Source organism: Pseudomonas sp. GM48, assembly GCF_000282335.1.
Classification (GTDB): domain Bacteria; phylum Pseudomonadota; class Gammaproteobacteria; order Pseudomonadales; family Pseudomonadaceae; genus Aquipseudomonas.
The window spans coordinates 46,088-65,548 of record NZ_AKJM01000075.1 but is presented as its reverse complement, the minus strand read 5'-3'; the positions used below and the strand labels follow the sequence as shown (position 1 = coordinate 65,548).

The window sequence follows — 19,461 nt, the reverse complement described above, 5'->3', positions numbered from 1 at the left end:
CCTCTTCGCGAGCAAGCCCGCTCCCACATTGGGTTATGGCGTGTCTGGCTGGTTCGCCGGATGCGCCTTGATGAACGCCGGGTGCGTTGCCGCCAATGCCGCCACTCGCCGGATGCGCGGATAAGCCTCAAGGGAAACATTGAAGCGCTCGGCCGCATACAACTGCGGGATCAGATAGACGTCCGCCAACCCCGGCTCGGAACCGAAACAGTAACCGTCATCACCGATCAACTGCTCCACCGTGGCCAACCCCTGGCCGACCCAGTGACCGATCCACTCCACCACTTGCGGTTCGTCGTGGCCCAACTGGCGCAGCCGATTGAGCACGCTGACGTTATGCAACGGGTGCACATCGCAGCCGATGACTGCCGCCACACCGCGTTCATGGGCGCGGGTGGCGAGGTCCCTGGACAGCAGTGGTACCTGTGGATAACGTTCTTCCAGGTACTCGATGATCGCAGGAGACTGGATCAGTAATTCGCCTGCATCGGTGCGCAAGGCCGGCACCCGGCCTTGCGGGTTGATACCCAGATAAGCCGGCTGCCGATGCTCGCCGCCCTGCGGTGCGATCAGGTTGACTGGCAAAGACTGATAATCCAGGCCCTTGAGCGCCAACGCGATACGCACCCGGTACGACGAAGTCGATCGGTAGTAGGTATAGAGTTCCATGCCCCTCTCCTGTTAACGCGCCGGCAGCACTTTGCCGCGGCACTCACCGAAACCGATGGAAGCGAAACCGTCACGGCGGCAACGGCCGCGCAGGATGATCTCGTCACCGTCCTCAAGGAATTTACGCACTTCGCCCGACGCCAGCTCGATCGGTTTTTTACCACCCTCGGTAATTTCCAGCAGGCTGCCGAACTGACCGTTCTCAGGGCCCGACAACGTACCCGAGCCGAACAGATCACCGGCCTGCAATTGGCAACCATTGACGCTGTGGTGCGCGACCATTTGCGCCACGGTCCAGTACATATGCTGTGTGTTGCTCAGGGTCAGGCGATGGGCCGGCAGGTTCTGTTCGCGCATGGCCTCGGTGAGCAGCAACACTTCCAGTTCGATGTCGAACCCGCCAGCGGCCTGATCGCGCTTGTCGAGCAGGTACGGTAGCGGCTGCGGATCGCCTTGCGGACGCGCAGGCTGGGCGCGACGGAATGGCTCCAGCGCTTCGGCGGTAACAACCCACGGCGAGATGCTGGTGATGAAGCTTTTCGACAGGAATGGTCCCAGCGGCTGGTATTCCCAGGCCTGGATGTCCCGTGCCGACCAGTCGTTGAGCAGGCAGAAGCCGGCGATGTGATCAGCGGCGTCGCCAATGGCAATCGAGTCGCCCATGTCGTTGCCCTGGCCGATCCAGATGCCCAGTTCCAGTTCGTAGTCCAGGCGTGCACAAGGACCAAAGGTCGGCTCGGTTTGACCGGCCGGCAATGTCTGGCCTTTCGGACGGCGTACATCGGTACCGGACGGGCGAATGGTCGACGCACGACCGTGGTAGCCGATTGGCACGTACTTGTAGTTCGGCAGCAACGGGTTGTCGGGACGGAACAGTTTGCCGACGTTCTGCGCGTGCTCAATGCCGACGTAGAAGTCGGTGTAATCGTTGATTTTCGCCGGCAGGTGCATCTCGCAATCCGCCGCCAGTGGCAACAGTTTCGCCCCCTGGGCTTCAATCTTGCCGTGCAGGGGGCTGCCTTCGGTGAACAGTTCCAGCAAGCGTTCGCGCAGGGCCACACGCGCCTCGCGGCCCAGTTCGAAGAAAGCATTCAACTGGCCGCCACGGGTGGCCTCGACGGCAGCCTTCGCGGCGCCCTCGAACAACCCGGCCTCCAGGGCCGCTTGCAAATCAAAGATATGCTCGCCAATGGCCACGCCACTGCGCGGTGCCGAGCCGTTGAGGCTGAACACGCCCAGTGGCAGGTTTTGCAGCGGGAAATCAGCATGGCCGTTGGCGGATTCAACCCAGCTGCGAGTGATGGAAGTCTGCGTCATGGGTTATCTCCGGGTTGGGTCGAAAGTGGCGGGCAGCGTAGCCCAGCAGGCATCGTAAGTGTTTTGCAGTTGCGGGCAATCGAGGGCGAAGCGGCTTGGGCGCAACACCTGGCTGGTTTCGAACATGAATGCCATGGTGTTGTCGATTTTCGCCGGCTTGAGGTCAGTGTTGATCGCTTTGGTGCAAGTTTCACCGTCCGGACCGTGGGCGCTCATGCAGCTGTGCAACGATGCACCGCCAGGCACAAAGCCTTCAGCCTTGGCGTCGTATTCGCCCTGGATCAAGCCCATGAATTCGTTCATCAGGTTGCGGTGGAACCACGGTGGACGGAAGGTATTCTCGGCCACCATCCAGCGCGGCGGGAAGATCACGAAGTCGAGGTTGGCCAGGCCGTGGACGCTGGTCGGCGAGGTCAACACCGTGAAGATCGACGGATCAGGGTGATCGAAACTGACGGTGCCGATGGTGTTGAAACGGCGCAGGTCATATTTGTACGGCACATTATTACCGTGCCAGGCGACCACGTTGAGCGGCGAATGATTGAGCTCGCACGCCCACAACTGGCCGAGGAACTTCTGCACCAGCGTGGTGGGTTGTTGCAGGTTTTCGTAGGCAGCCACCGGGGTCAGGAAGTCCCGCGGGTTGGCCAGGCCATTGCTGCCAATCGGCCCCAGGTCCGGCAGACGCAGCGGCGCGCCATGGTTTTCAGCGACGTAACCACGGGCTTGCGGGTCGAGCAGTTCGATGCGGAATTTAAGACCGCGTGGCAGTACGGCAATTTCCAGCGGTTGCAGCTCAAGCACGCCGAGTTCGGTAGCAATGCGCAGGCGCCCCAGTTCAGGCACCAGCAACATCTCGCCGTCAGCATTGAAGAACACACGCTCCATGGAGCGGTTGGCGCGGTAGTTGTAGATGCTGATCCCGGCCGGTTTTTCTGCGCCCGAGTTGGCGGCCATGCTTACCAGACCGTCGATGAAGTCGGTCGGCTCGGCGGGAATCTCCAGCGGGTTCCAACGCAGGCGATTGGGAGTCACGTCACCCAATGGACCGCCAGCCAGTTGCCGATCAAGTTTGACGAACGCCGGATGATTGGCCGATGGCTGAATGCGATACATCCAGGTGCGACGCGCTTCGCTGCGCGGCATGGTGAATGCCGTGCCGGAGAACAGTTCTGTGTAAAGACCGTACGGGGCTTTTTGCGGGGAGTTCTGGCCGACAGGCAGTGCGCCGGGCAACGCTTCACTGCTGAATTCGTTACCGAAGCCTGACAGGTAAGCCAGCGCTGCCGTCGTTGAATCGGAGTTCATGGAGCCTCCTGAACAGGGAGTCGGCAATGGCCGGTCGCTCTGTTGCAGAGTTCGTGGCATGCCTGGGTTATTTTTATCGTAATTCAATTACGCATAACGTAATTTGATTGGTATTGACCGTCAAGCTATAAAGACGCCCATTCGTCCCGGGATCCCAGCCACCATGGAAAAAACCAGCGACAACAACGGTAAACAGAAAGTCCGCTCGGCCGAGGTTGGCACCGACATCCTCAAGGCTCTGGCCGAATTGTCGCCCTCGACTTCGCTGTCGCGCCTGGCCGAACACGTGCAGATGCCGGCGAGCAAGGTTCACCGTTATTTGCAGGCCTTGATCGCCAGTGGATTCGCCGAACAGAACGCCGCCACCAACCACTACGGCCTTGGCCGCGAAGCCTTGCGCGTAGGGTTGGCGGCACTCAACAGTATGGACGTGCTGAAAGTCGCCACCCTGCCCCTGGCTGAATTGCGCGATGACTTGAACGAAACCTGTTTTCTGGCGGTGTGGGGCAATCAGGGCGCGACCGTGGTGCATATCGAACCGGCGGTGCGTGCGGTGACGGTGGTGACACAACTGGGCTCGGTGTTGCCGCTGCTCAGCTCCTCCACCGGACTGGTCTTCGGCGCTTACCTGCCTGCGCGTGAAACCGTGGACCTGCGCGATCAGGAATTGCAGAACAGCGCCGCCCACGCCTTGGCCGACCAGCAGGCATACACGACGATGTGCGAACAGATCCGCCAACGGGGCCTGCATCATGTGCATGGATTGTTGATGCCCGGTGTGGATGCCTTGTCGGCGCCGGTGTTCAACGCGATGGGCAAGATTGCGGCAGTGCTGACGGTGGTGGGGCCGACGTCGCTGTTTCATGCCGACGAAAATGGCCCGGCGGCGCAGCGATTGCTTGCCGCGACCCGGGCCATCAGTTGGCGGATGGGATATGAACATCGCCCCCAATCAAATCAGGAAGTCAGGAACAATATCGATCACTAGCCTGCTGATATCTTGAGTTGTAACCTGTGTATGCATATGTTCATCTTTTGCACTGTAGGCGACCGAGAAAACGCCGATATGCTCGCCATGGTAAAACGGAATTTCATTGTGCTGCAGGTAGCCGTATAGATCTTCGGCCAGACTTCGGGAGTGCAGAACTTTGCGCTCACCGGAGTCTTCAATGAAACTGGTTATATACACTGCATTAATATCAACCTCGGGCATTCCATACTTTACCGCCCTATGAACCTCTTCAAAGCTCAATGATTTTACCGAGCGTTTGGAAAGATTGACCGAAGGTGTGCTGGTTAACACCCTGACGATCTGCACGACAAGATCTTCAAAACTCAACAAGTCCAGTCCCGCAACCCGATCTTTCGATGCGAATGAAAACTGTCGTTTGAAAACGCCATTGATGCCTTGTACGTAATTGGGCAGTTGTTCTTTTTCAACCCACTCCAGGGTCTCATCGAACAATGTCCTGGAGGACTCCACATCGTCATACCGTACGTCGACCAGCGTATTCAGGTAGGTGTTGAAAGGGTTGACACCAAATTTTTGAAGCTGCTCGGTCAAAAGCACCTCTACTGCAAAACCCGGGCGAGTTTTCTTCAAGGCAAGAATTCGTGGATCGCTATAAGAATAAAGACTTTTACTCATAAAAACCTCCTGTCATGTTATTCGGATCGAACTTCCTGTCGACCCGCTGGTTACTTGCATCTGACTTACGTCACTCACTGAGCGCAAATCTACAGCAGACAGCCCACCCAACAACACAACGCACATGTATGCAATCGTTAAGCAAAGATTCAGGATATTTAATCAACCGACAATTCCTATTGCCTTGGCCTTGGCTACCGCTTGCGTACGTCGCTCTACACCCAACTTGCTGTGAATTCTTCGGGCATGCGTTTTAACCGTATGCAATGAAATGAACAATTGTTCGGCGATTTGTTGATTGGAGTTACCTTGTGCAATAAGACCGAGTACTTCAAGTTCTCGAGAGCTCAGCAAACCTGCATCGGCCGCCAGTATGGCCTGCGGTACTTCTTCGCGCACACGACTGAGCAAATCCGGCTGGCGCAAACATAACTCGCGCAATGCCTGCTGCCCGTTACAGCGATTCACCTGCGCCAGGCCCGCCTCGAGTGCCGTCCTGGCCAACACGGGCTCGCCAATCAGGTCGGCCACTTCGCAGATCACCAATTGCAACTCCGTTTCCAACGCCAGCATGGCATGCCGTTGCGCGTCTTCGAGCAATTCCTTGAGTCGATCCAGCGGGTCTTGCGCTTGATGCAGATAAGTCTGCGCCAGCACCAGTTGGTATTCGATTCGGGCAATCAGTTGCAGCGTGGCCGGGGGTGCCTGGCGCGCACGGGGTCCACGGTAATGCCGCAAGACCCGGGTCAGCGCCTCCTGTGCCAACTCCGGGCGCCCTTGTTGCAACCAGAAATGACTGCTGATTTGCAGCAGCACGCCGCGATAAACCGTGTCGGGGATCTGTCGTTGCTGCATCAACCGCTCGGCCTCACGCAGACGATCAAACGCAAGGGCATAGTCGCGTTGATTGGCCGCCATCTGCGCTTGCCCGAGAAAGCCGTACAAAACGTGCTTGTCCTGGCTGTGCAGGCAATCATCAAGGCCAGCCTGGAAACACTCACCGGCCAGTTCGTCTTGCCCCATGCACAGGGCCAACCGCCCACGCCGCAATGCGATTCGCCCCAGCAGTGGCGTCGGTCGATCCGCTTGCCGACTGAGCATTTCATTGATATCGGCCAACAACTGCCCGGCTCGCCGGGGTGCACCACGCTGTTCCAGCAACTGTGCATGATCGAGTTCCAGCAAACCTTCAAACAACAACGAACCTTGTGCCCGCGCCAGGCACAGTGCGTCACGATTGTAGGCCTGGGCGCCGTCGAGGTCGGCATTGAGCAATGCCTGCTGGGTCAACCCGGACAGGCACAACAACCGCGCAGGCCACGCCTCGGCCGCCAGTTCGTCCAGCGCCTCGATAAAATGTGCCCGTGCGGCCGGCATGCGTCCCTGCAAATGCAGCAACCAGCCTTGTTGCGCCTGCCAGCGCGCCAGCAGTTGCCGCTGCAAGGGCGCTGTCGGCTGCGGGGTGAATCGCGCCAATTGCCCAATGCACGCAGCCGCCTGCTCGAAGCGCCCGGCAAATAGCAGGGCGGCGGTGATCAACCCCACCCGCTGCGGTGTCCCCAGGGTCAATTGCTCACCCAGGCGCTCATGCAGCTTGAGTAACAGGCTGACATTCTGACGCTTGAACAAATGCTCAAAGCTGAAGTGCTGCAACAGGCTGACCGCGACCTCGTGCTCCTGTGCCAGCAACGCCTGCTCGAACGCCCCCTGCCAGTCCTCTTTGGCGCTGAACCATTGGCAGGCGCGGCGATGCCAGGATAGCCCGGTCGTCGTCGGTTCTTCACGCATCGCCCGGGCCAGTGGCTCGAAGACCCGCAACCATTCGACGGAGTCTTCCCAGGGTTCAATGAAGCAGCCCATTTCCTGCAACGCTTGCAGCCACTGCGCGCCCTCACCCGTACCGAAAAGATGCTCGCACAAGCTGGCGTTGAAGCGTGGCAGATGAACCAACACCTGCCAGACCTCAACCAACTCCGGCGGCAGGGTGTTGAACAACTCGTGTTGCAGATAATCGAGCAGCGTCGCCGAACGGCCCTGCTCACCCGACCACGGACAACCATTGAGTAACGCGATCCGCACGCCAGCGCACCAGCCACCGCTGCGCTCAACCACCCTTGTGGCGGTTTGTGCAGCCAGGGTCGGGTCGACGTGAGCGAGCAACTGCACGACTTCAGCCTCGGTGAACGCCAGTGCCCGGCCTTCGCACTCGTACAACTCATCATCCAGCAGCAGCCGTGGCCAGTTGCAGGGTGGTCGTCGACGGGAGCCCAGCCACCAGGTCAGCGCCGGACTGGCAACGGCCAACAGGCGATCGAGCATCCGATCGAGCTCCGGGTTGGGTGCGCGGCAATAGTCATCAAGAAACAGCCAGGTCGGCGTCTGCAATCGGGCCAGATGCGCCAGCAACCCGGGCTCATCCGCCGAGGGCAGGCCCAGCGCCTGCGCCAGGAGCAACAGAAAATCGGCCGCACTCAATGACTCCCCCGCCAGCGGCAGCCAACAGACCCGATACTGCTCCGGCGCTCGCAGCAGGCATTCGGTGAGCAACGCGCTCTTGCCACTACCGGCCGGGGCGCAAAGCAACTTCACCCGCGCAGTCGAGACCAGCATGGGCTCAATCAGCCGCTCGCGGGACAGATGATGGGACGACAGTCGGGGCAGGAAGCCGGGGCGGTCCGGACAGTGCGTCATTGCAGTCATTGTTGTGCGCCTTTTTTATAATTCTGGCGCCACCCTAGACCCCTCCCGAGCGCTTGTTGAAGAAGTATTCAACACACTGATCGACCGCTATAAAAAAGGTGACCGTAAAGTCACCCTTTTGTGTAGGAGCCTGTAGGAAACCTACCGCACCCCCGTGCTACGCAAGGCTGCCGGCGTGTAGTCCCCCGCTTTTGCATCGATGTTGAATTCGAAGCTGCGCTTCTCTTCGTTCTTCATTCCAAGGGCGATATAACGACCGGCGATCAGGTCATACAGTGCTTCGACGGTGTAGGCCGGCACCTGGTGATCGTAGTAAAACTGGGCATGCCCCTCGGCGACGCGCCAGAGCTGACCACGCCCGTCGTAGTGGTCGGCCAGCGCCACTTGCCAGCTGTCTTCATCGATGTACATGTGGCGCCTGGCGTACACGTGCCGCTCGTTCGGCTTGACCGTGGCGACGACTTCCCAAACCCGGTGCAACTCATAGCGAGTCAGGTCCTGATTGATGTGCCCGGCCTTGATCACATCGGTGTACTTGAGTTCTGGTGAATCGAGCTTGTAGCTGTTGTAGGGAATGTACATCTCCTTCTTGCCGACCAGTTTCCAGTCGTAGCGATCCGGTGCGCCGGAAAACATGTCGAAGTTGTCGGTGGTGCGCAGGCCGTCGGACGAGGTGCCTACACCGTCATAAGCCACCTGTGGCGCACGCCGTACCCGGCGCTGGCCAGCGTTGTAGATCCAGGCCTTGCGCGGTTCCCTGACCTGGTCGAGCGTCTCGTGAACCAGCAACACGTTGCCCGCCAGCCGCGCCGGCGCAGTCACTTCCTGCTTGAAGTAGTTGAGGACGTTATCGTCGCTGCCCGGTTTCAGATCACCGAGCAACGACGGTACGGCGACTTCGTCCTTGAAGCGGATCACAGTGAAATCGCCATTGGACTGCGGGGTTGCCTGGGTGATGGTGCGGCGCAGATTGCCGCCGTGGTAACGAGTGATGTGGTTCCAGATCACTTCCACGCCATTCTTCGGAATCGGGAACGCGTAGTAGCGATTGCCGGTGAAGTTGACCAGACCGTTACCGTCGTTGATCGGTGTTACGTTCAGTGCGCTGCGTTTGGCCGACTCATATATCTCGGCCGGTAACGCCACGGTGCGGTGGCTCGGGTAGACCGGAATCCTGTAGGTCTCGGGGTAGCGCTTGAACATCGCGATCTGGCCGTCGGAGAGCTTGTCCTTGTACTGGTCGACGGTCGCTGCGGTGATTACGAACAGCGGCTTTTCCTTGGCAAACGGGTCGGCGAGGAAACCTTTGCTGTCCACCGCACCCGCGTTTTTCGGGATGCCACCGGTCCAGGCCGGAATCGAGCCATCGGCGTTGCCGGCCTTTTCGGCACCGAGCGGGGTAAGGCTGGTGCCGAGTTTGCCGGCTTCCTCCGGCGACACCGCCGCCATCACATTGGCGGCCAGCAACCCCAGGGTCAGAGCACCCAATTGCAGAATCATCTTGCGCATTGAAATCATCCTTTTCAGCCAGATCAGAAATTCACGCCAAAACTCAACGCCACGAAGTCACGGTCGGTGAGGACGTTGAAGTCCCCACCGAAAAAATCGGTGTAACTGAGGCTCGCGGTATAGGTGTTGCGATAGTCCGCATCGACACCGAGGCTGATCGCCTTGGCGCCTTCGTTGAACAGACCGTTGGGGCCAAAGCCGGAGACATCGTGGGACCACGAGAGGTTGGGTCTGAAATTGATCCCGGCGATCAGGTTGTTGTAATCGAGGATGGCCCTGGCGCGATAACCCCATGAAGTCGAGGTCACGAAACCATCGGTATTACCGCCGAAACCATACTGGCCATACACCGAGTCACGGCCGTAGCGCAGTTTGGTACGCGACTCCAGACCGCCAACCCGGACCACCGCCGCCTCGCCCACCAGGGTCAGGCGGTCCGCACCCGCGACCTGATCGATGAAGTGCGTCAGGGTGCTCTGCACCTGCGTCACTTCCTTGCGGCGATAGCCTTTGTTGTCGGCCCCGGGCGATGTCGCAATCGGCGATGCCGCGCCTCCGGCGATCGGGTTGAGCATGGCCAGTGTCAGGTCGTTGGTGTTGACCTGCACCGGCGCGTTGGGACGGTAGCTGATTTCGCCGGTCCACGCGGTGCCGGTGGACAACGTGGTGGAGAAACTTGCGCCGTAGAGGCGGATGTCCTCCGGGTATTCGAGGTAATACTGGCCGCGACCGAGCATCACACTCTGGGCGAGGCCTGAACCGCTGCCGGGGACGATGCGGTTGGCGGCGGCGACGATCCCTGGAATGCTCGCCAGTGTACTGAGGCTGGCGGTGGTGGTCCCGACGTTCGGGGTGCGGCTGTGGTAATTCAAGAAATACAGGCCGTACTCGGTGTCGTCCCCCAGCCAGCGCAACGCCGTACCCCACTGCCCGGAATCCCGGGCATCGCGGTCACCGCCACGGGGAACGATCACGCCCTCCTTGCCGACTTCGAAGCCCTGGCCAAATGCAGCAGCGATCGGCTGCAACGGTGCAATGGCCGGACTGGCGACGGTGTAACCCTTGTTGCAGCCGTCCGCCACCACATCGACACCAAAGAAAGTGCCGCAGTTATCGACGACCGTCTGGTCCCATTCCAGCTGATAGAAGCCCTCCACGGTCAGCTTGTCTGTCAGGCCCTGGGAGGCAAACAGCATGTTGACCGGAATCAGGCCTTCCTTGATCTCGGCGCCAGGACGACGGAACGCGGACACGTCCACCGGGTTGATGCTGTTGATCGAGTTGCCGATGAAGGTACTCTCCCCCCAACTGACCACCTGCTTGCCCGCACGGACCGTACCGGGCAGATCGGCGATGGAGTAGTTGTGATAGACAAAGGCGTCGAGGATTTGCCCGCCTGAGGACTTGGCGCCCTCTTTGCGGTTGTGATCGCTGATGGGCTTGAACTCGCGGTCTTCATCCTTCAACTCGAAGTCGTACCAGTACTTGCCACGCACGAACACACCGGTGTCGCCGTACTTCAGTTCGAGGTCATGAATCCCCTTGAAGATTTTCGAAAAGGTTTCGCCCTTCTTGAAGTTCAGTCGCCCGTCGTCACCGGTTGAGGCCTGGCCGGAACCACCATTGACGATGCCCACCAGGTCGTTATCCGCATCACGCATGCCCCAGCTCGCGCCGACCGACAACGAGGAATCGAACGTCCCCTCGATTTCCCCGATATTGAACGAAATGGCCTGCGCCTGGGCACAGCAACCCAAGGCGACCGCAGCCGCCAGCGCCTGCGGTATGAAGATGGCGCGCATTGTTGTTTTTGTCATGCGTCTTCCCCGGTGAGTGACAGAAGGCCTCACCCTACTGCCCGGCATCGGGGTCGATAAGCGCACCAAGGAGGTATTCGTGGTGTACCTCTAAAGGATGACTGGCACCGGGGCATCATCCAGACGACGAGCAGACGCATGCTGACTGTTGTCCGGGCTGCAACAGTGCATGTCCGGAATTGGTATTTTTCCTACGACACCAAGGGCTTATTCTTGTCTGGCTCTCACGCAAAAGCCTGAAAGCCCCTCAGAAACGGCCCACGCCATGACTGACAGACTTCAGATGAATTGAACATTTCAGTTCGTCGCCCCGGGTACACCGACGTTGATTTGTAGCTCCTGGATCCAACGTCTTACTTTGGCCGCTGCGTTTGCAGCGGCCTTTTTTATGGGCGGTGGTTTTCAAGCGCAGGCACAAGCCTGGAGATGACAGCACCTGGACAGGCCCTGCCGAAGACGCGTCGTCAAAGCGAATACTTGTGCAAATTGCCCATCATTTCCTTCAGCGCTTCGATGTTGTCCTTCGGATGCGCGGCGCCTTCGAAGTCGCAAATCTGCTGCCAGTGCGCGGCCACGTCTTCCGGGGAGAAACCCGCCCGTGGATCGAACCCGGCGCCGAGGCTGCGCTCCCAGCGAACCTTGCCCATCCAGCCGCCGCCGACCTCGAACAGGCCGGAGGTTTCCTGGCAGTTTTCGCTGGCCAGGTACACCACCAGCGGGCTGACCAGCTCCGGTTTGAGCTGTTCGAAGACTTGCGGCGGAATCAGGCCTTCGGTCATGCGCGTGCCGCCGGTAGGGGCGATGGCGTTGACCAGGATGTTGTTCTTGCGGCCTTCGATGGCCAGGGTACGGGTCAGGCCATAGAGGCCGAGCTTGGCCATGCCATAGTTGGACTGGCCGAAGTTGCCATAGATACCCGAGGTCGACGCGGTGAAAATCACCCGGCCGTAGTTCTGTTCGCGCATGTGTGGCCAGGCGGCGCGAGTGACTTTGTAGGCACCTTCGACATGGACGCGGTAAACCAGGTCCCAGTCGGCGTCATCCATTTTGTGGAAGGTCTTGTCACGCAGGATCCCGGCGTTGTTGACCACGACGTCGACGCGACCGAAGACGTCCAGGGCGTGCTGGACCAGTTTGTCACCGTCAGTGACCGAGTCATGGTTGGCTTCGGCGATACCGCCGGCCTCGCGAATTTCCGCTACCACGCGGTCGGCGGCCGAGGCGTTGGCGCCTTCGCCCTGGGCCGAACCGCCGAGATCGTTGACCAGCACCTTCGCGCCCTGTCTGGCGAACAGCAGTGCATGCGCCCGTCCCAGGCCGCCACCGGCACCGGTGATGATCACGACTTTATCTTCGAAGCGCACAGACTCATTCATGGGGGGGACTCCAGCAGGCCAAGGGACAATGAGTCCGAGTTTCAGGCACGGCGCAGCGGGTCACAATGAACACGGGGGAGGCTGAATGGTGCGCGATAAGGCTGGGGGATGATGATGGGGTCGGACAGGATGACGCGATCCCCGTGGCGAGGGAGCTTGCTCCCGCTCGGCTGCGAAGCAGTCGTAAAACCTGTATCCCGGATTGATCGTCTCAGGGCCGCTTCGCGCCCCAACGGGAGCAAGCTCCCTCGCCACAAAAGCAGGACAGGTTCAATGCTGCGAATCAGGAGCAGGCGACTTTGCGCGGCAGAGAAAGCAACTGATCGCGAAACGCCAGGTAGTGCTTGAGCACCTCGCAGGGAGCCTCGATTTGCGGGTAGTGGCCGATATCGGGCAACACGACCGTGTCCGCCTCCGGGATCAGCTCCCGGTAACGCTCGACCATGTGCACGCCGGAGATCGGATCGACCCCGCCATCGATCACCCGCAGCGGCACTTCACCGCGTTGCATCGCGCTCACCCAGCGGTTGCGCCAGACTCGTCGCTCCGGGATGTAGGCGATCAATTTGTGCATGATCCGTGGCCCGTGATGGCTTTCGATCAGGCTCCAGAAATCATCCATCTGGCTTTCACTGGGACGGGTTTGCGGACCGAAAATCCGCCGAAAGCTTCTCACCAGGCCATCACGACTGAAGGCCCGGCCAATCATCCAGCCCAAAGGACTGAGCAAGAGTTTTTGCATCAGTACCGGGCGATGGGTTTCCGGAAACAACCCGCCATTGAGAAACACGCAACTGGCCAGCTCCACCCGCGATTCGTAGTGCCGGGCCAGCAGTTCCTGGGCCACACTGTCGCCGTAATCGTGGGCAAACAGATGCACCGGCTGATCGACATTCAGGTGTTCAAGCAATGCCTGTTGCAGATCCGCCTGCTCCAGCAGGCTGTACTCATGTCTTGCCGGTTTGGCCGAATCGCCGAAGCCCAGCATGTCGCAAGCGATCACACGAAAACGCTGGCTCAATGGCTGCCACAGGTAATGCCAGTCCCAACTGGCGGACGGAAAGCCGTGAATGAGCAACAGCGGCTCACCCTGCCCGGCTGTCCAGTAACGGATGCTCTGGCCGTGGAATTCGAACGTCTGGCTGCGTTTGCGCCAGACACACAGAGGGATCTCGGCGAGTACCATTTAGAGTGTATAACCCGGGTCCAGTTTATCGAGTTTACGCAGCAGCGCCGGCCAGGCCAGCGCTCCGCCCATTCCTTGAGCACTTCGGGTGACACCCGCGATCATGGCTTTGGCGCCGGCCAGAATCTGCGGTTCGATGGCGATCAGCTCAGCGGCACCGTTCTGCGCCATGACCTGAATGTCGCAGGCACGCTGAAAGGTAAACATCATCAGGAACGTATCGGCGATGGTGCTGCCGCAAGTCAGCAGACCGTGGTTATGCAGCATCAGGAAATTGTTTTCACCGAGGTCGGCTTGCAGCCGCACTTTCTCATCATGGTTGAGCGCCACGCCTTCGTAGGCGTGGTAGGCCAGGCTGGAAAGCACAAACAACGACTGTTGGCTGATCGGCAAAACACCTTGCTTCTGCGCCGACACCGCAACCCCCGAGGCCGTGTGGGTGTGGAGCACGCAGACGACATCGTGACGGACTTCATGCACGGCACTGTGGATGGTGTAACCCGCCGGATTGATCTCGTAAGGGCTGTCCATCAGTTTGTTGCCGGCCTGATCCACCTTGACCAGGCTCGACGCGGTCATTTCGTGAAACATCAACCCGAACGGGTTGATCAGGAAATCTTCGGTGCCGGGTACCTTGGCGGAGATATGGGTGAAGATCAGGTCATCCCAACCCTGTTGAGCGACCAGGCGATAACAGGCCGCCAGGTCGACGCGAGTCTGCCACTCGGCAGCACTGACCTGGTCTTTGACACTGTGTGGCGATTGGACGGAAGCGACAGTCACGGCAAGGAACCTCGGTGTTTTTATGATGGAGTGTTTCCAACGCTTACCGAGTCTAGTCAGCCCTTGAGGTTCGTGTAGTTGCATTGGCAGCCAGCTTGATGGCCCAGCGAGTCAGTCATCCTACCACTCTGGATCCATGTCAAATGACCGGCGCCGGCAAGGGTCTGAAAGGCAGGTTTTACCGCACTGACAGAACCCTGGCTGGCATGGATGGCGGGGTAACGGTCAGGCGCGCAGCGCGTTGATCAGGTCCGCCAGCCAAGGCTCGGCGTCCGTCTCGGGGGTCACGGTTTCGCTGGCATCCAGGCGCAGCATCGGCAGGACTTCACGAATGCCCAGTTCACCGAACAATTCACGCATCTGCTCGCCGCCACCACAAAAAGTATCGCCATAACTCGCATCGCCCAAACCGATCACCGCACCTGGCAAACCGCGCCAGGCCGCTGGCAATTGGTCACGAATGGTCGAATACAGCGGCTGCAGGTTGTCCGGCAACTCGCCCATGCCGGTGGTCGAGGTCACCGCCAGAAAGGCTTCGGGGCCAAACGCCTGGATGTCGGCGAGGGTCGCACGCGGGTTGTGCCAGGTTTCGAAACCGGCGGCTTTCAACAGGCTGGCGGCGTGGCGGGCAACTTCTTCGGCCGTGCCGTACACCGAGCCGGAAATGATGGCGACTTTCATCAATCTGATCCTGAATCCGAGTAAAAGACCCGGATATTAACAGCACGGTCGTAATTGTTCTTTTAGTATGCAATCGACAATCAATCAGGAAAGGATACTCCGATGATTAATGCGCAACTGCTGCAAATGGCGATCAACGCCTCGAACGACGGCATCGTGATTGCCGAAAAGGAAGGCGATCAAGACAAAATCCTCATCTACGTCAACCCCGCGTTCGAACGCCTGACGGGTTACACCAGCGAAGAAATCCTCTATCAGGATTGCCGCTTCCTGCAGTCGGGGGACCGTGACCAGGAAGCCCTGCCGTTGATTCGCGATGCCTTGAACAGTGAAGGATCCTGCCGGGAAATATTGCGAAACTACCGCAAGGACGGCACACCGTTCTGGAATGAACTGTCCCTTTCAACGGTGAAAAATCCAACGGATGGGCAAACCTATTTTATCGGTGTGCAGAAAGACGTCACCGTGCAGGTCAAGGCCCAACAGCGTGTGGCACAGCTTGAGGTGCAGCTGGCTGAACTCCAGTCCGAGCTTGCTGCGCTCAAAGCGACGAACGGCATAAACCAAACGCTGAATTAATGGTCATTAATTTCAATCACCAATGACTTTGTACCTATATCTTTCGAGCTGGCCATGCAACGCGACGCACTCCTGACCCAGGATGAGCTGGATTTCATCCAGACCATGCAACACAACCCGCAGCTCAATGTGCGGGATGCAACGTCGAGCCTGCTCGTCAACGGTGGGTCGCAAATCCGTGACCTGCTCACCCGCCTGGCGGCCCATGAGCAGGTCACCATTCAAGCCAGTTTCGAAAACCAGCAATTGACTTTCCCGCTGCATCTGGTGGAAGACGAATTCCATGCGCTGCATTTGCGTCTCGGCGTGCCAAGTATCTATGAGGACGGGCCGATGGTGCGGCCTTGGCGCCTGGTCCTGGACGAACCGGTAGCGCTGGAGAACGCCAAGGGGCAACCGGGCGCTCTGTGGGTGCACGAAGTATCGTGCAAAGGGGTCTTGCTGGAGGTACGCAACAAGACCAAGCCGCCGAAGCATTTCGCCTTGTGGTTCAGCCCCTCAGGCTATGAACGGATTGCCTTGCGCGGCACTTTCGAGAAAGAAAACGAACAGGGTTTCTACGCCTATCAGCTTAACCAGAGCGATACGGACGAAACCGAACGCCTGCGCCAATTCATCCTGCAACAGCATCGATTGACGCATCCCGCACTGCACCTCTGAACCTCAAGTATCCAGACTGCCCGCCAGGAACTGCTTCAGACGCTGGCTCATGACATCCCCTTCGTTACCCAGGCATCCGATCGACGACCCGGCCAGACTCTCCTGTGCCAGATCAGAAGCATCACCGGCCAGCAACAACTGACAATTGAGGCTTAAGGCCAGGCGATTTAAACGCCGGGGCAATTCGACAGCCGGTACATGATTGGAAAACAGCACCAGCGCCTGGGGTTTGATCTGTTCACAGACCAGGGTCAACTCATCGAACGGCTGACCAATGGGCAGCACCCGAATCCCCGTTTGCGGGTAGCCCAGAAACAGGGCGGCGATCAGTAATTCGAGTTCCCGGCAATGGCCAACCAGGGCACTGATGACCACTCGCCGCGGCCGGGTATCGCGCATCAGCAGCAGGCGTTGCAACACCCGCGAACGCAGGAATCCATCAAGGAATATCCATTCGCTGGTCCCGCCGAATTGATCCTGGCGTTGCAGCAATTGCCTCCATACCGGAAGCAGAATGTCTTGAAACACCACCGACAGTGAGTAGCTGGAAAAAACCTGTCCGTACACCTGCTCCAGCTGAACGTCGTCAAACGCGCTGACGGCTACCCGGATCTGCCGTTGCCATTGCGCATAGTCGGCCAGCACGATGTCGCTGGGAATAATGTGGGACAGCACTTGAAGTGGCGCCGCCCTGGCCAGCAACTTGCCGATCTTGCTGACGGCAACACCACGCTCGATCCAGCCGAGAATGCTGCGGACACGCTCGATATCGGACATCGAGTACAGGCGATGCCCACTTTCGGTGCGTATTGGAACAATCAGGCCATACCGTCGTTCCCAGGCTCGAAGCGTGACCGGGTTGACGCCTGTCAGGCGCGCCACCTCGCGAATCGGAAAGAGCTGTTCCTGTTCAAGGGAGACTGTCTGCGGTACACCTGAAGCTACGTCAGTAAGGACAGGCATCTAAGGTTGTACGTCCATGTGCAGATGGGTCCTCATTCTAACTCCGCCACCCCATAGTGATTCAAGTTCATAATCGAAGAAAAAACGTTCAAAGACGAAGCTGGCAGAATCAGGAATAATCCTTGCTTGTTTCAAGCCGCAGCCCGACACCCCGGCGCTGTGCCTGGCGAAGTTCCTACCCGGAGCGACGCAAATGTCTTACGGAGATATACAATGTCTACCTCTCCCGTCACGCTGATGGTTGCGCGTCGTGTTGCCAATGGCCGGTTTCAGGATCTGATCGCCTGGTTGCGCGAAGGCGAACAACTGGCCACCGACTTTCCCGGCTACCTCGGCTCCGGCGTACTCGCTCCGCCGCCCGGCGATGACGAGTTCCAGATTATCTTCCGCTTCGCCGACGAGCAGACCCTGCACGCTTGGGAGCACTCCGCCTCACGCAGTGCCTGGCTCGGACGCGGCAGCGATCTGTTCGCCCACCCGATGGAACATCGGGTCAGCGGCATCGAGGGCTGGTTCGGCACCGTCGATCAACGCCCGCCGCGCTGGAAACAGGCCGTGGCAATCTGGCTGGCGTTCTTTCCGGTATCACTGTTGTTCAACTTTGTGCTGGAGCCGCTGCTCAGCGAGATGGCGCTGCTGCCCCGCGTGTTCATCAGTACCCTGTGCCTGACGCCGCTGATGGTCTATTTCTTCATTCCCCTGTCGACCCGCCTGCTGGCCAATTGGCTGAACAGCACGCCGGTACGCCGTTTGCCCACCGAACCCGCCCCCCAAAACCACTGATAACCTTTGTGGGAGCGGCGGTGCGGCGATCCGACTTGCTCGCGAAGACGGTGTGTCAGTCAACATTTGTTCCGGCTGACACAACGCTTTCGCGAGCAAGCCCGCTCCCACACAGGCCCGTTTTGCATAATAGGTAGAGCGCTGCCGTCGCTGGTATAGTTTTGCTCTCACCGCGACGCGAGCCGTTCATGACCACTTCCGCAGCCCCAATCCTCATTACCGGCGCCGGCCAGCGTGTCGGCCTGCACTGCGCCCGGCGATTGCTGGAAGATGGCCATCGTGTGATTTTCAGCTACCGCAGCGAGCGACCCGGGGTACAAACCCTGCGCGATCTGGGTGCAACGGCGGTGTTCGCGGACTTCTCCAGCGAGGCCGGAATCCTCGCCTTCATCAGCGAGCTGAAAACCCACACCGACTGTTTACGGGCGATTGTCCACAATGCCTCCGAATGGCTGGCCGAAACACCGGACACCGACGCCGCAGCATTCACCCGCATGTTCAGCGTGCACATGCTGGCGCCCTACCTGATCAATCTGCATTGCGCCGACCTGCTGCAACGCTCAAGCCCCGCAGACATCGTGCACATCAGCGATGACGTGACCCGTAAGGGCAGCAGCAAGCACATTGGCTATTGCGCCAGCAAAGCCGGGCTCGACAGCCTGACCCTGTCCTTCGCCGCCAGGTATGCGCCGGCCATCAAGGTCAACGGGATCGCGCCGGCCCTGCTACTGTTCAACCCTGAAGACGACGCGGCCTACCGCGCCAAGGTACTGGCCAAATCCGCACTGGGCATCGAGCCCGGCTGCGAAGTGATCTACCAGAGCCTGCGTTATCTGCTCGACAACCCTTATGTCACCGGCACCACCCTGACCGTCAACGGCGGAAGGCACATCAAATAAGTGTCCCGCGAGGATTTTCCATGACGTTATCCCTGCCCCAGAATTATCGAGAGATCCTCATCGGCCTCGGTGAAAATCCAGACCGCGAAGGCCTGCTCGACACCCCGGTGCGCGCAGCCAAAGCCATGCAGTACCTTTGCCATGGTTACGAGCAAAGTGTCGAAGAGATCGTCAATGGCGCGCTGTTCGCCTCCGACAACGATGAAATGGTGATCGTCGACAACATCGAGCTGTACTCGCTTTGCGAACACCACATCCTGCCCTTCATCGGCAAGGCGCACGTGGCTTATATTCCAACCGGCAAGGTGCTGGGCCTGTCGAAGATTGCGCGGCTGGTGGACATGTTCGCCCGACGCCTGCAAATCCAGGAAAACCTCACCCGGCAAATCGCCGAAGCGGTGCAACAGGTGACCGGCGCGGCCGGCGTCGCGGTGGTCATCGAGGCGCAGCACATGTGCATGATGATGCGCGGCGTCGAGAAACAGAACTCGACCATGAATACCTCGGTGATGCTCGGCGCCTTCCGCGAGTCGAGCAACACCCGCCAGGAGTTCCTGCAATTGATTGGACGGAGCAAGTAGCA

Annotated in this window: 18 protein-coding genes; 6 read left to right on the top strand and 12 right to left on the bottom strand. The window is 59.3% G+C overall.

The features are described 5' to 3' along the window. Window positions 1-33 precede the first annotated feature (33 nt). The 3 genes from maiA to hmgA are packed head-to-tail and all read right to left on the bottom strand — an operon-like array spanning window position 34 to window position 3,294. Complete coding sequence (maiA, locus tag PMI28_RS14980; RefSeq protein WP_007986780.1) at window positions 34-669, bottom strand: maleylacetoacetate isomerase; 636 nt, start codon at window positions 667-669, stop codon at window positions 34-36. A 12-nt stretch (window positions 670-681) separates the two neighbouring features. Further along, the gene (gene fahA / locus PMI28_RS14985) at window positions 682-1,986 is read right to left on the bottom strand and encodes a fumarylacetoacetase (protein ID WP_007986778.1); all 1,305 of its coding nucleotides are present in this window, start codon (window positions 1,984-1,986) and stop codon (window positions 682-684) included. A 3-nt stretch (window positions 1,987-1,989) separates the two neighbouring features. Continuing rightward, window positions 1,990-3,294 carry a homogentisate 1,2-dioxygenase gene (gene hmgA, locus PMI28_RS14990; RefSeq protein WP_007986776.1) on the bottom strand — a complete coding sequence of 435 codons (1,305 nt, stop codon included), beginning with the start codon at window positions 3,292-3,294 and terminating at the stop codon, window positions 1,990-1,992. Window positions 3,295-3,457: 163 nt separating this feature from the next. Here hmgA and PMI28_RS14995 point away from each other — a divergent pair, with 163 nt between their 5' ends. Continuing rightward, window positions 3,458-4,282 carry an IclR family transcriptional regulator gene (locus PMI28_RS14995; RefSeq protein WP_007986775.1) on the top strand — a complete coding sequence of 275 codons (825 nt, stop codon included), beginning with the start codon at window positions 3,458-3,460 and terminating at the stop codon, window positions 4,280-4,282. Here the strand turns inward: PMI28_RS14995 and PMI28_RS15000 are convergent. From PMI28_RS15000 to PMI28_RS15035, 8 genes are all read right to left on the bottom strand, one after another. Beyond that, a complete protein-coding gene (locus PMI28_RS15000; RefSeq protein ID WP_007986772.1) occupies window positions 4,247-4,942 on the bottom strand; it encodes a hypothetical protein in 696 nt (231 codons plus the stop codon). The two genes, PMI28_RS14995 and PMI28_RS15000, sit on opposite strands and share 36 nt — an antisense overlap. A gap of 162 nt (window positions 4,943-5,104) precedes the next feature. Beyond that, window positions 5,105-7,642 carry a LuxR C-terminal-related transcriptional regulator gene (locus tag PMI28_RS15005; protein ID WP_007986770.1) on the bottom strand — a complete coding sequence of 846 codons (2,538 nt, stop codon included), beginning with the start codon at window positions 7,640-7,642 and terminating at the stop codon, window positions 5,105-5,107. Between the two features lie 141 nt (window positions 7,643-7,783). Then, a complete protein-coding gene (locus tag PMI28_RS15010) occupies window positions 7,784-9,151 on the bottom strand; it encodes a DUF1329 domain-containing protein (RefSeq protein ID WP_007986768.1) in 1,368 nt (455 codons plus the stop codon). Between the two features lie 23 nt (window positions 9,152-9,174). Continuing rightward, on the bottom strand, window positions 9,175-10,968 hold the full coding sequence (locus tag PMI28_RS15015; RefSeq protein WP_007986767.1) for a DUF1302 domain-containing protein: 1,794 nt from the start codon (window positions 10,966-10,968) through the stop codon (window positions 9,175-9,177). A 464-nt stretch (window positions 10,969-11,432) separates the two neighbouring features. Continuing rightward, window positions 11,433-12,344 carry an SDR family oxidoreductase gene (locus PMI28_RS15020; protein ID WP_007986766.1) on the bottom strand — a complete coding sequence of 304 codons (912 nt, stop codon included), beginning with the start codon at window positions 12,342-12,344 and terminating at the stop codon, window positions 11,433-11,435. 283 nt (window positions 12,345-12,627) lie between these two features. Continuing rightward, the gene (locus PMI28_RS15025) at window positions 12,628-13,530 is read right to left on the bottom strand and encodes an alpha/beta fold hydrolase (RefSeq protein ID WP_007986765.1); all 903 of its coding nucleotides are present in this window, start codon (window positions 13,528-13,530) and stop codon (window positions 12,628-12,630) included. Continuing rightward, window positions 13,531-14,313 carry a class II aldolase/adducin family protein gene (locus tag PMI28_RS15030; protein ID WP_007986764.1) on the bottom strand — a complete coding sequence of 261 codons (783 nt, stop codon included), beginning with the start codon at window positions 14,311-14,313 and terminating at the stop codon, window positions 13,531-13,533. It lies immediately after the preceding gene. Window positions 14,314-14,538: 225 nt separating this feature from the next. After that, on the bottom strand, window positions 14,539-14,994 hold the full coding sequence (locus tag PMI28_RS15035; protein ID WP_007986763.1) for a flavodoxin: 456 nt from the start codon (window positions 14,992-14,994) through the stop codon (window positions 14,539-14,541). Window positions 14,995-15,096: 102 nt separating this feature from the next. Here PMI28_RS15035 and PMI28_RS15040 point away from each other — a divergent pair, with 102 nt between their 5' ends. Both PMI28_RS15040 and PMI28_RS15045 read left to right on the top strand, forming a co-directional pair. Next, window positions 15,097-15,573 (top strand): PAS domain-containing protein, encoded by a 477-nt coding sequence (locus tag PMI28_RS15040; protein WP_007986762.1) that lies wholly within the window; start codon window positions 15,097-15,099, stop codon window positions 15,571-15,573. Between the two features lie 54 nt (window positions 15,574-15,627). Further along, entirely contained in the window at window positions 15,628-16,233 is a 606-nt protein-coding gene (locus tag PMI28_RS15045) for a hypothetical protein (protein WP_007986761.1), read from the top strand. A 3-nt stretch (window positions 16,234-16,236) separates the two neighbouring features. Here the strand turns inward: PMI28_RS15045 and PMI28_RS15050 are convergent, their stop codons facing one another. Continuing rightward, on the bottom strand, window positions 16,237-17,196 hold the full coding sequence (locus PMI28_RS15050; protein WP_007986760.1) for a MerR family transcriptional regulator: 960 nt from the start codon (window positions 17,194-17,196) through the stop codon (window positions 16,237-16,239). A 213-nt stretch (window positions 17,197-17,409) separates the two neighbouring features. On the opposite strand from PMI28_RS15050, the gene PMI28_RS15055 reads away from it, so the two are divergent. From PMI28_RS15055 to folE, 3 genes are all read left to right on the top strand, one after another. Beyond that, entirely contained in the window at window positions 17,410-17,979 is a 570-nt protein-coding gene (locus PMI28_RS15055; protein ID WP_007986759.1) for an antibiotic biosynthesis monooxygenase, read from the top strand. Between the two features lie 188 nt (window positions 17,980-18,167). Beyond that, window positions 18,168-18,878, top strand: coding sequence for a dihydromonapterin reductase (gene folM / locus PMI28_RS15060; RefSeq protein ID WP_007986758.1), 711 nt, complete (start codon window positions 18,168-18,170; stop codon window positions 18,876-18,878). 20 nt (window positions 18,879-18,898) lie between these two features. Continuing rightward, window positions 18,899-19,459 (top strand): GTP cyclohydrolase I FolE, encoded by a 561-nt coding sequence (gene folE / locus PMI28_RS15065; protein WP_007986757.1) that lies wholly within the window; start codon window positions 18,899-18,901, stop codon window positions 19,457-19,459. Window positions 19,460-19,461 lie beyond the last annotated feature (2 nt).

Bases quoted from the DNA above. Each gene is read 5' to 3' on its own strand.
- PMI28_RS15000 (WP_007986772.1), bottom strand. From the start codon at position 4,942: ATGAGTAAAAGTCTTTATTCTTATAGCGATCCACGAATTCTTGCCTTG.
- folM (WP_007986758.1), top strand. From the start codon at position 18,168: ATGACCACTTCCGCAGCCCCAATCCTCATTACCGGCGCCGGCCAGCGT.
- PMI28_RS15040 (WP_007986762.1), top strand. From the start codon at position 15,097: ATGATTAATGCGCAACTGCTGCAAATGGCGATCAACGCCTCGAACGAC.
- PMI28_RS14995 (WP_007986775.1), top strand. From the start codon at position 3,458: ATGGAAAAAACCAGCGACAACAACGGTAAACAGAAAGTCCGCTCGGCC.
- fahA (WP_007986778.1), bottom strand. From the start codon at position 1,986: ATGACGCAGACTTCCATCACTCGCAGCTGGGTTGAATCCGCCAACGGC.
- PMI28_RS15010 (WP_007986768.1), bottom strand. From the start codon at position 9,151: ATGCGCAAGATGATTCTGCAATTGGGTGCTCTGACCCTGGGGTTGCTG.
- PMI28_RS15015 (WP_007986767.1), bottom strand. From the start codon at position 10,968: ATGACAAAAACAACAATGCGCGCCATCTTCATACCGCAGGCGCTGGCG.
- PMI28_RS15005 (WP_007986770.1), bottom strand. From the start codon at position 7,642: ATGACTGCAATGACGCACTGTCCGGACCGCCCCGGCTTCCTGCCCCGA.
- hmgA (WP_007986776.1), bottom strand. From the start codon at position 3,294: ATGAACTCCGATTCAACGACGGCAGCGCTGGCTTACCTGTCAGGCTTC.
- PMI28_RS15045 (WP_007986761.1), top strand. From the start codon at position 15,628: ATGCAACGCGACGCACTCCTGACCCAGGATGAGCTGGATTTCATCCAG.
- PMI28_RS15055 (WP_007986759.1), top strand. From the start codon at position 17,410: ATGTCTACCTCTCCCGTCACGCTGATGGTTGCGCGTCGTGTTGCCAAT.
- PMI28_RS15035 (WP_007986763.1), bottom strand. From the start codon at position 14,994: ATGAAAGTCGCCATCATTTCCGGCTCGGTGTACGGCACGGCCGAAGAA.
- folE (WP_007986757.1), top strand. From the start codon at position 18,899: ATGACGTTATCCCTGCCCCAGAATTATCGAGAGATCCTCATCGGCCTC.
- PMI28_RS15025 (WP_007986765.1), bottom strand. From the start codon at position 13,530: ATGGTACTCGCCGAGATCCCTCTGTGTGTCTGGCGCAAACGCAGCCAG.
- PMI28_RS15050 (WP_007986760.1), bottom strand. From the start codon at position 17,196: ATGCCTGTCCTTACTGACGTAGCTTCAGGTGTACCGCAGACAGTCTCC.
- PMI28_RS15020 (WP_007986766.1), bottom strand. From the start codon at position 12,344: ATGAATGAGTCTGTGCGCTTCGAAGATAAAGTCGTGATCATCACCGGT.
- maiA (WP_007986780.1), bottom strand. From the start codon at position 669: ATGGAACTCTATACCTACTACCGATCGACTTCGTCGTACCGGGTGCGT.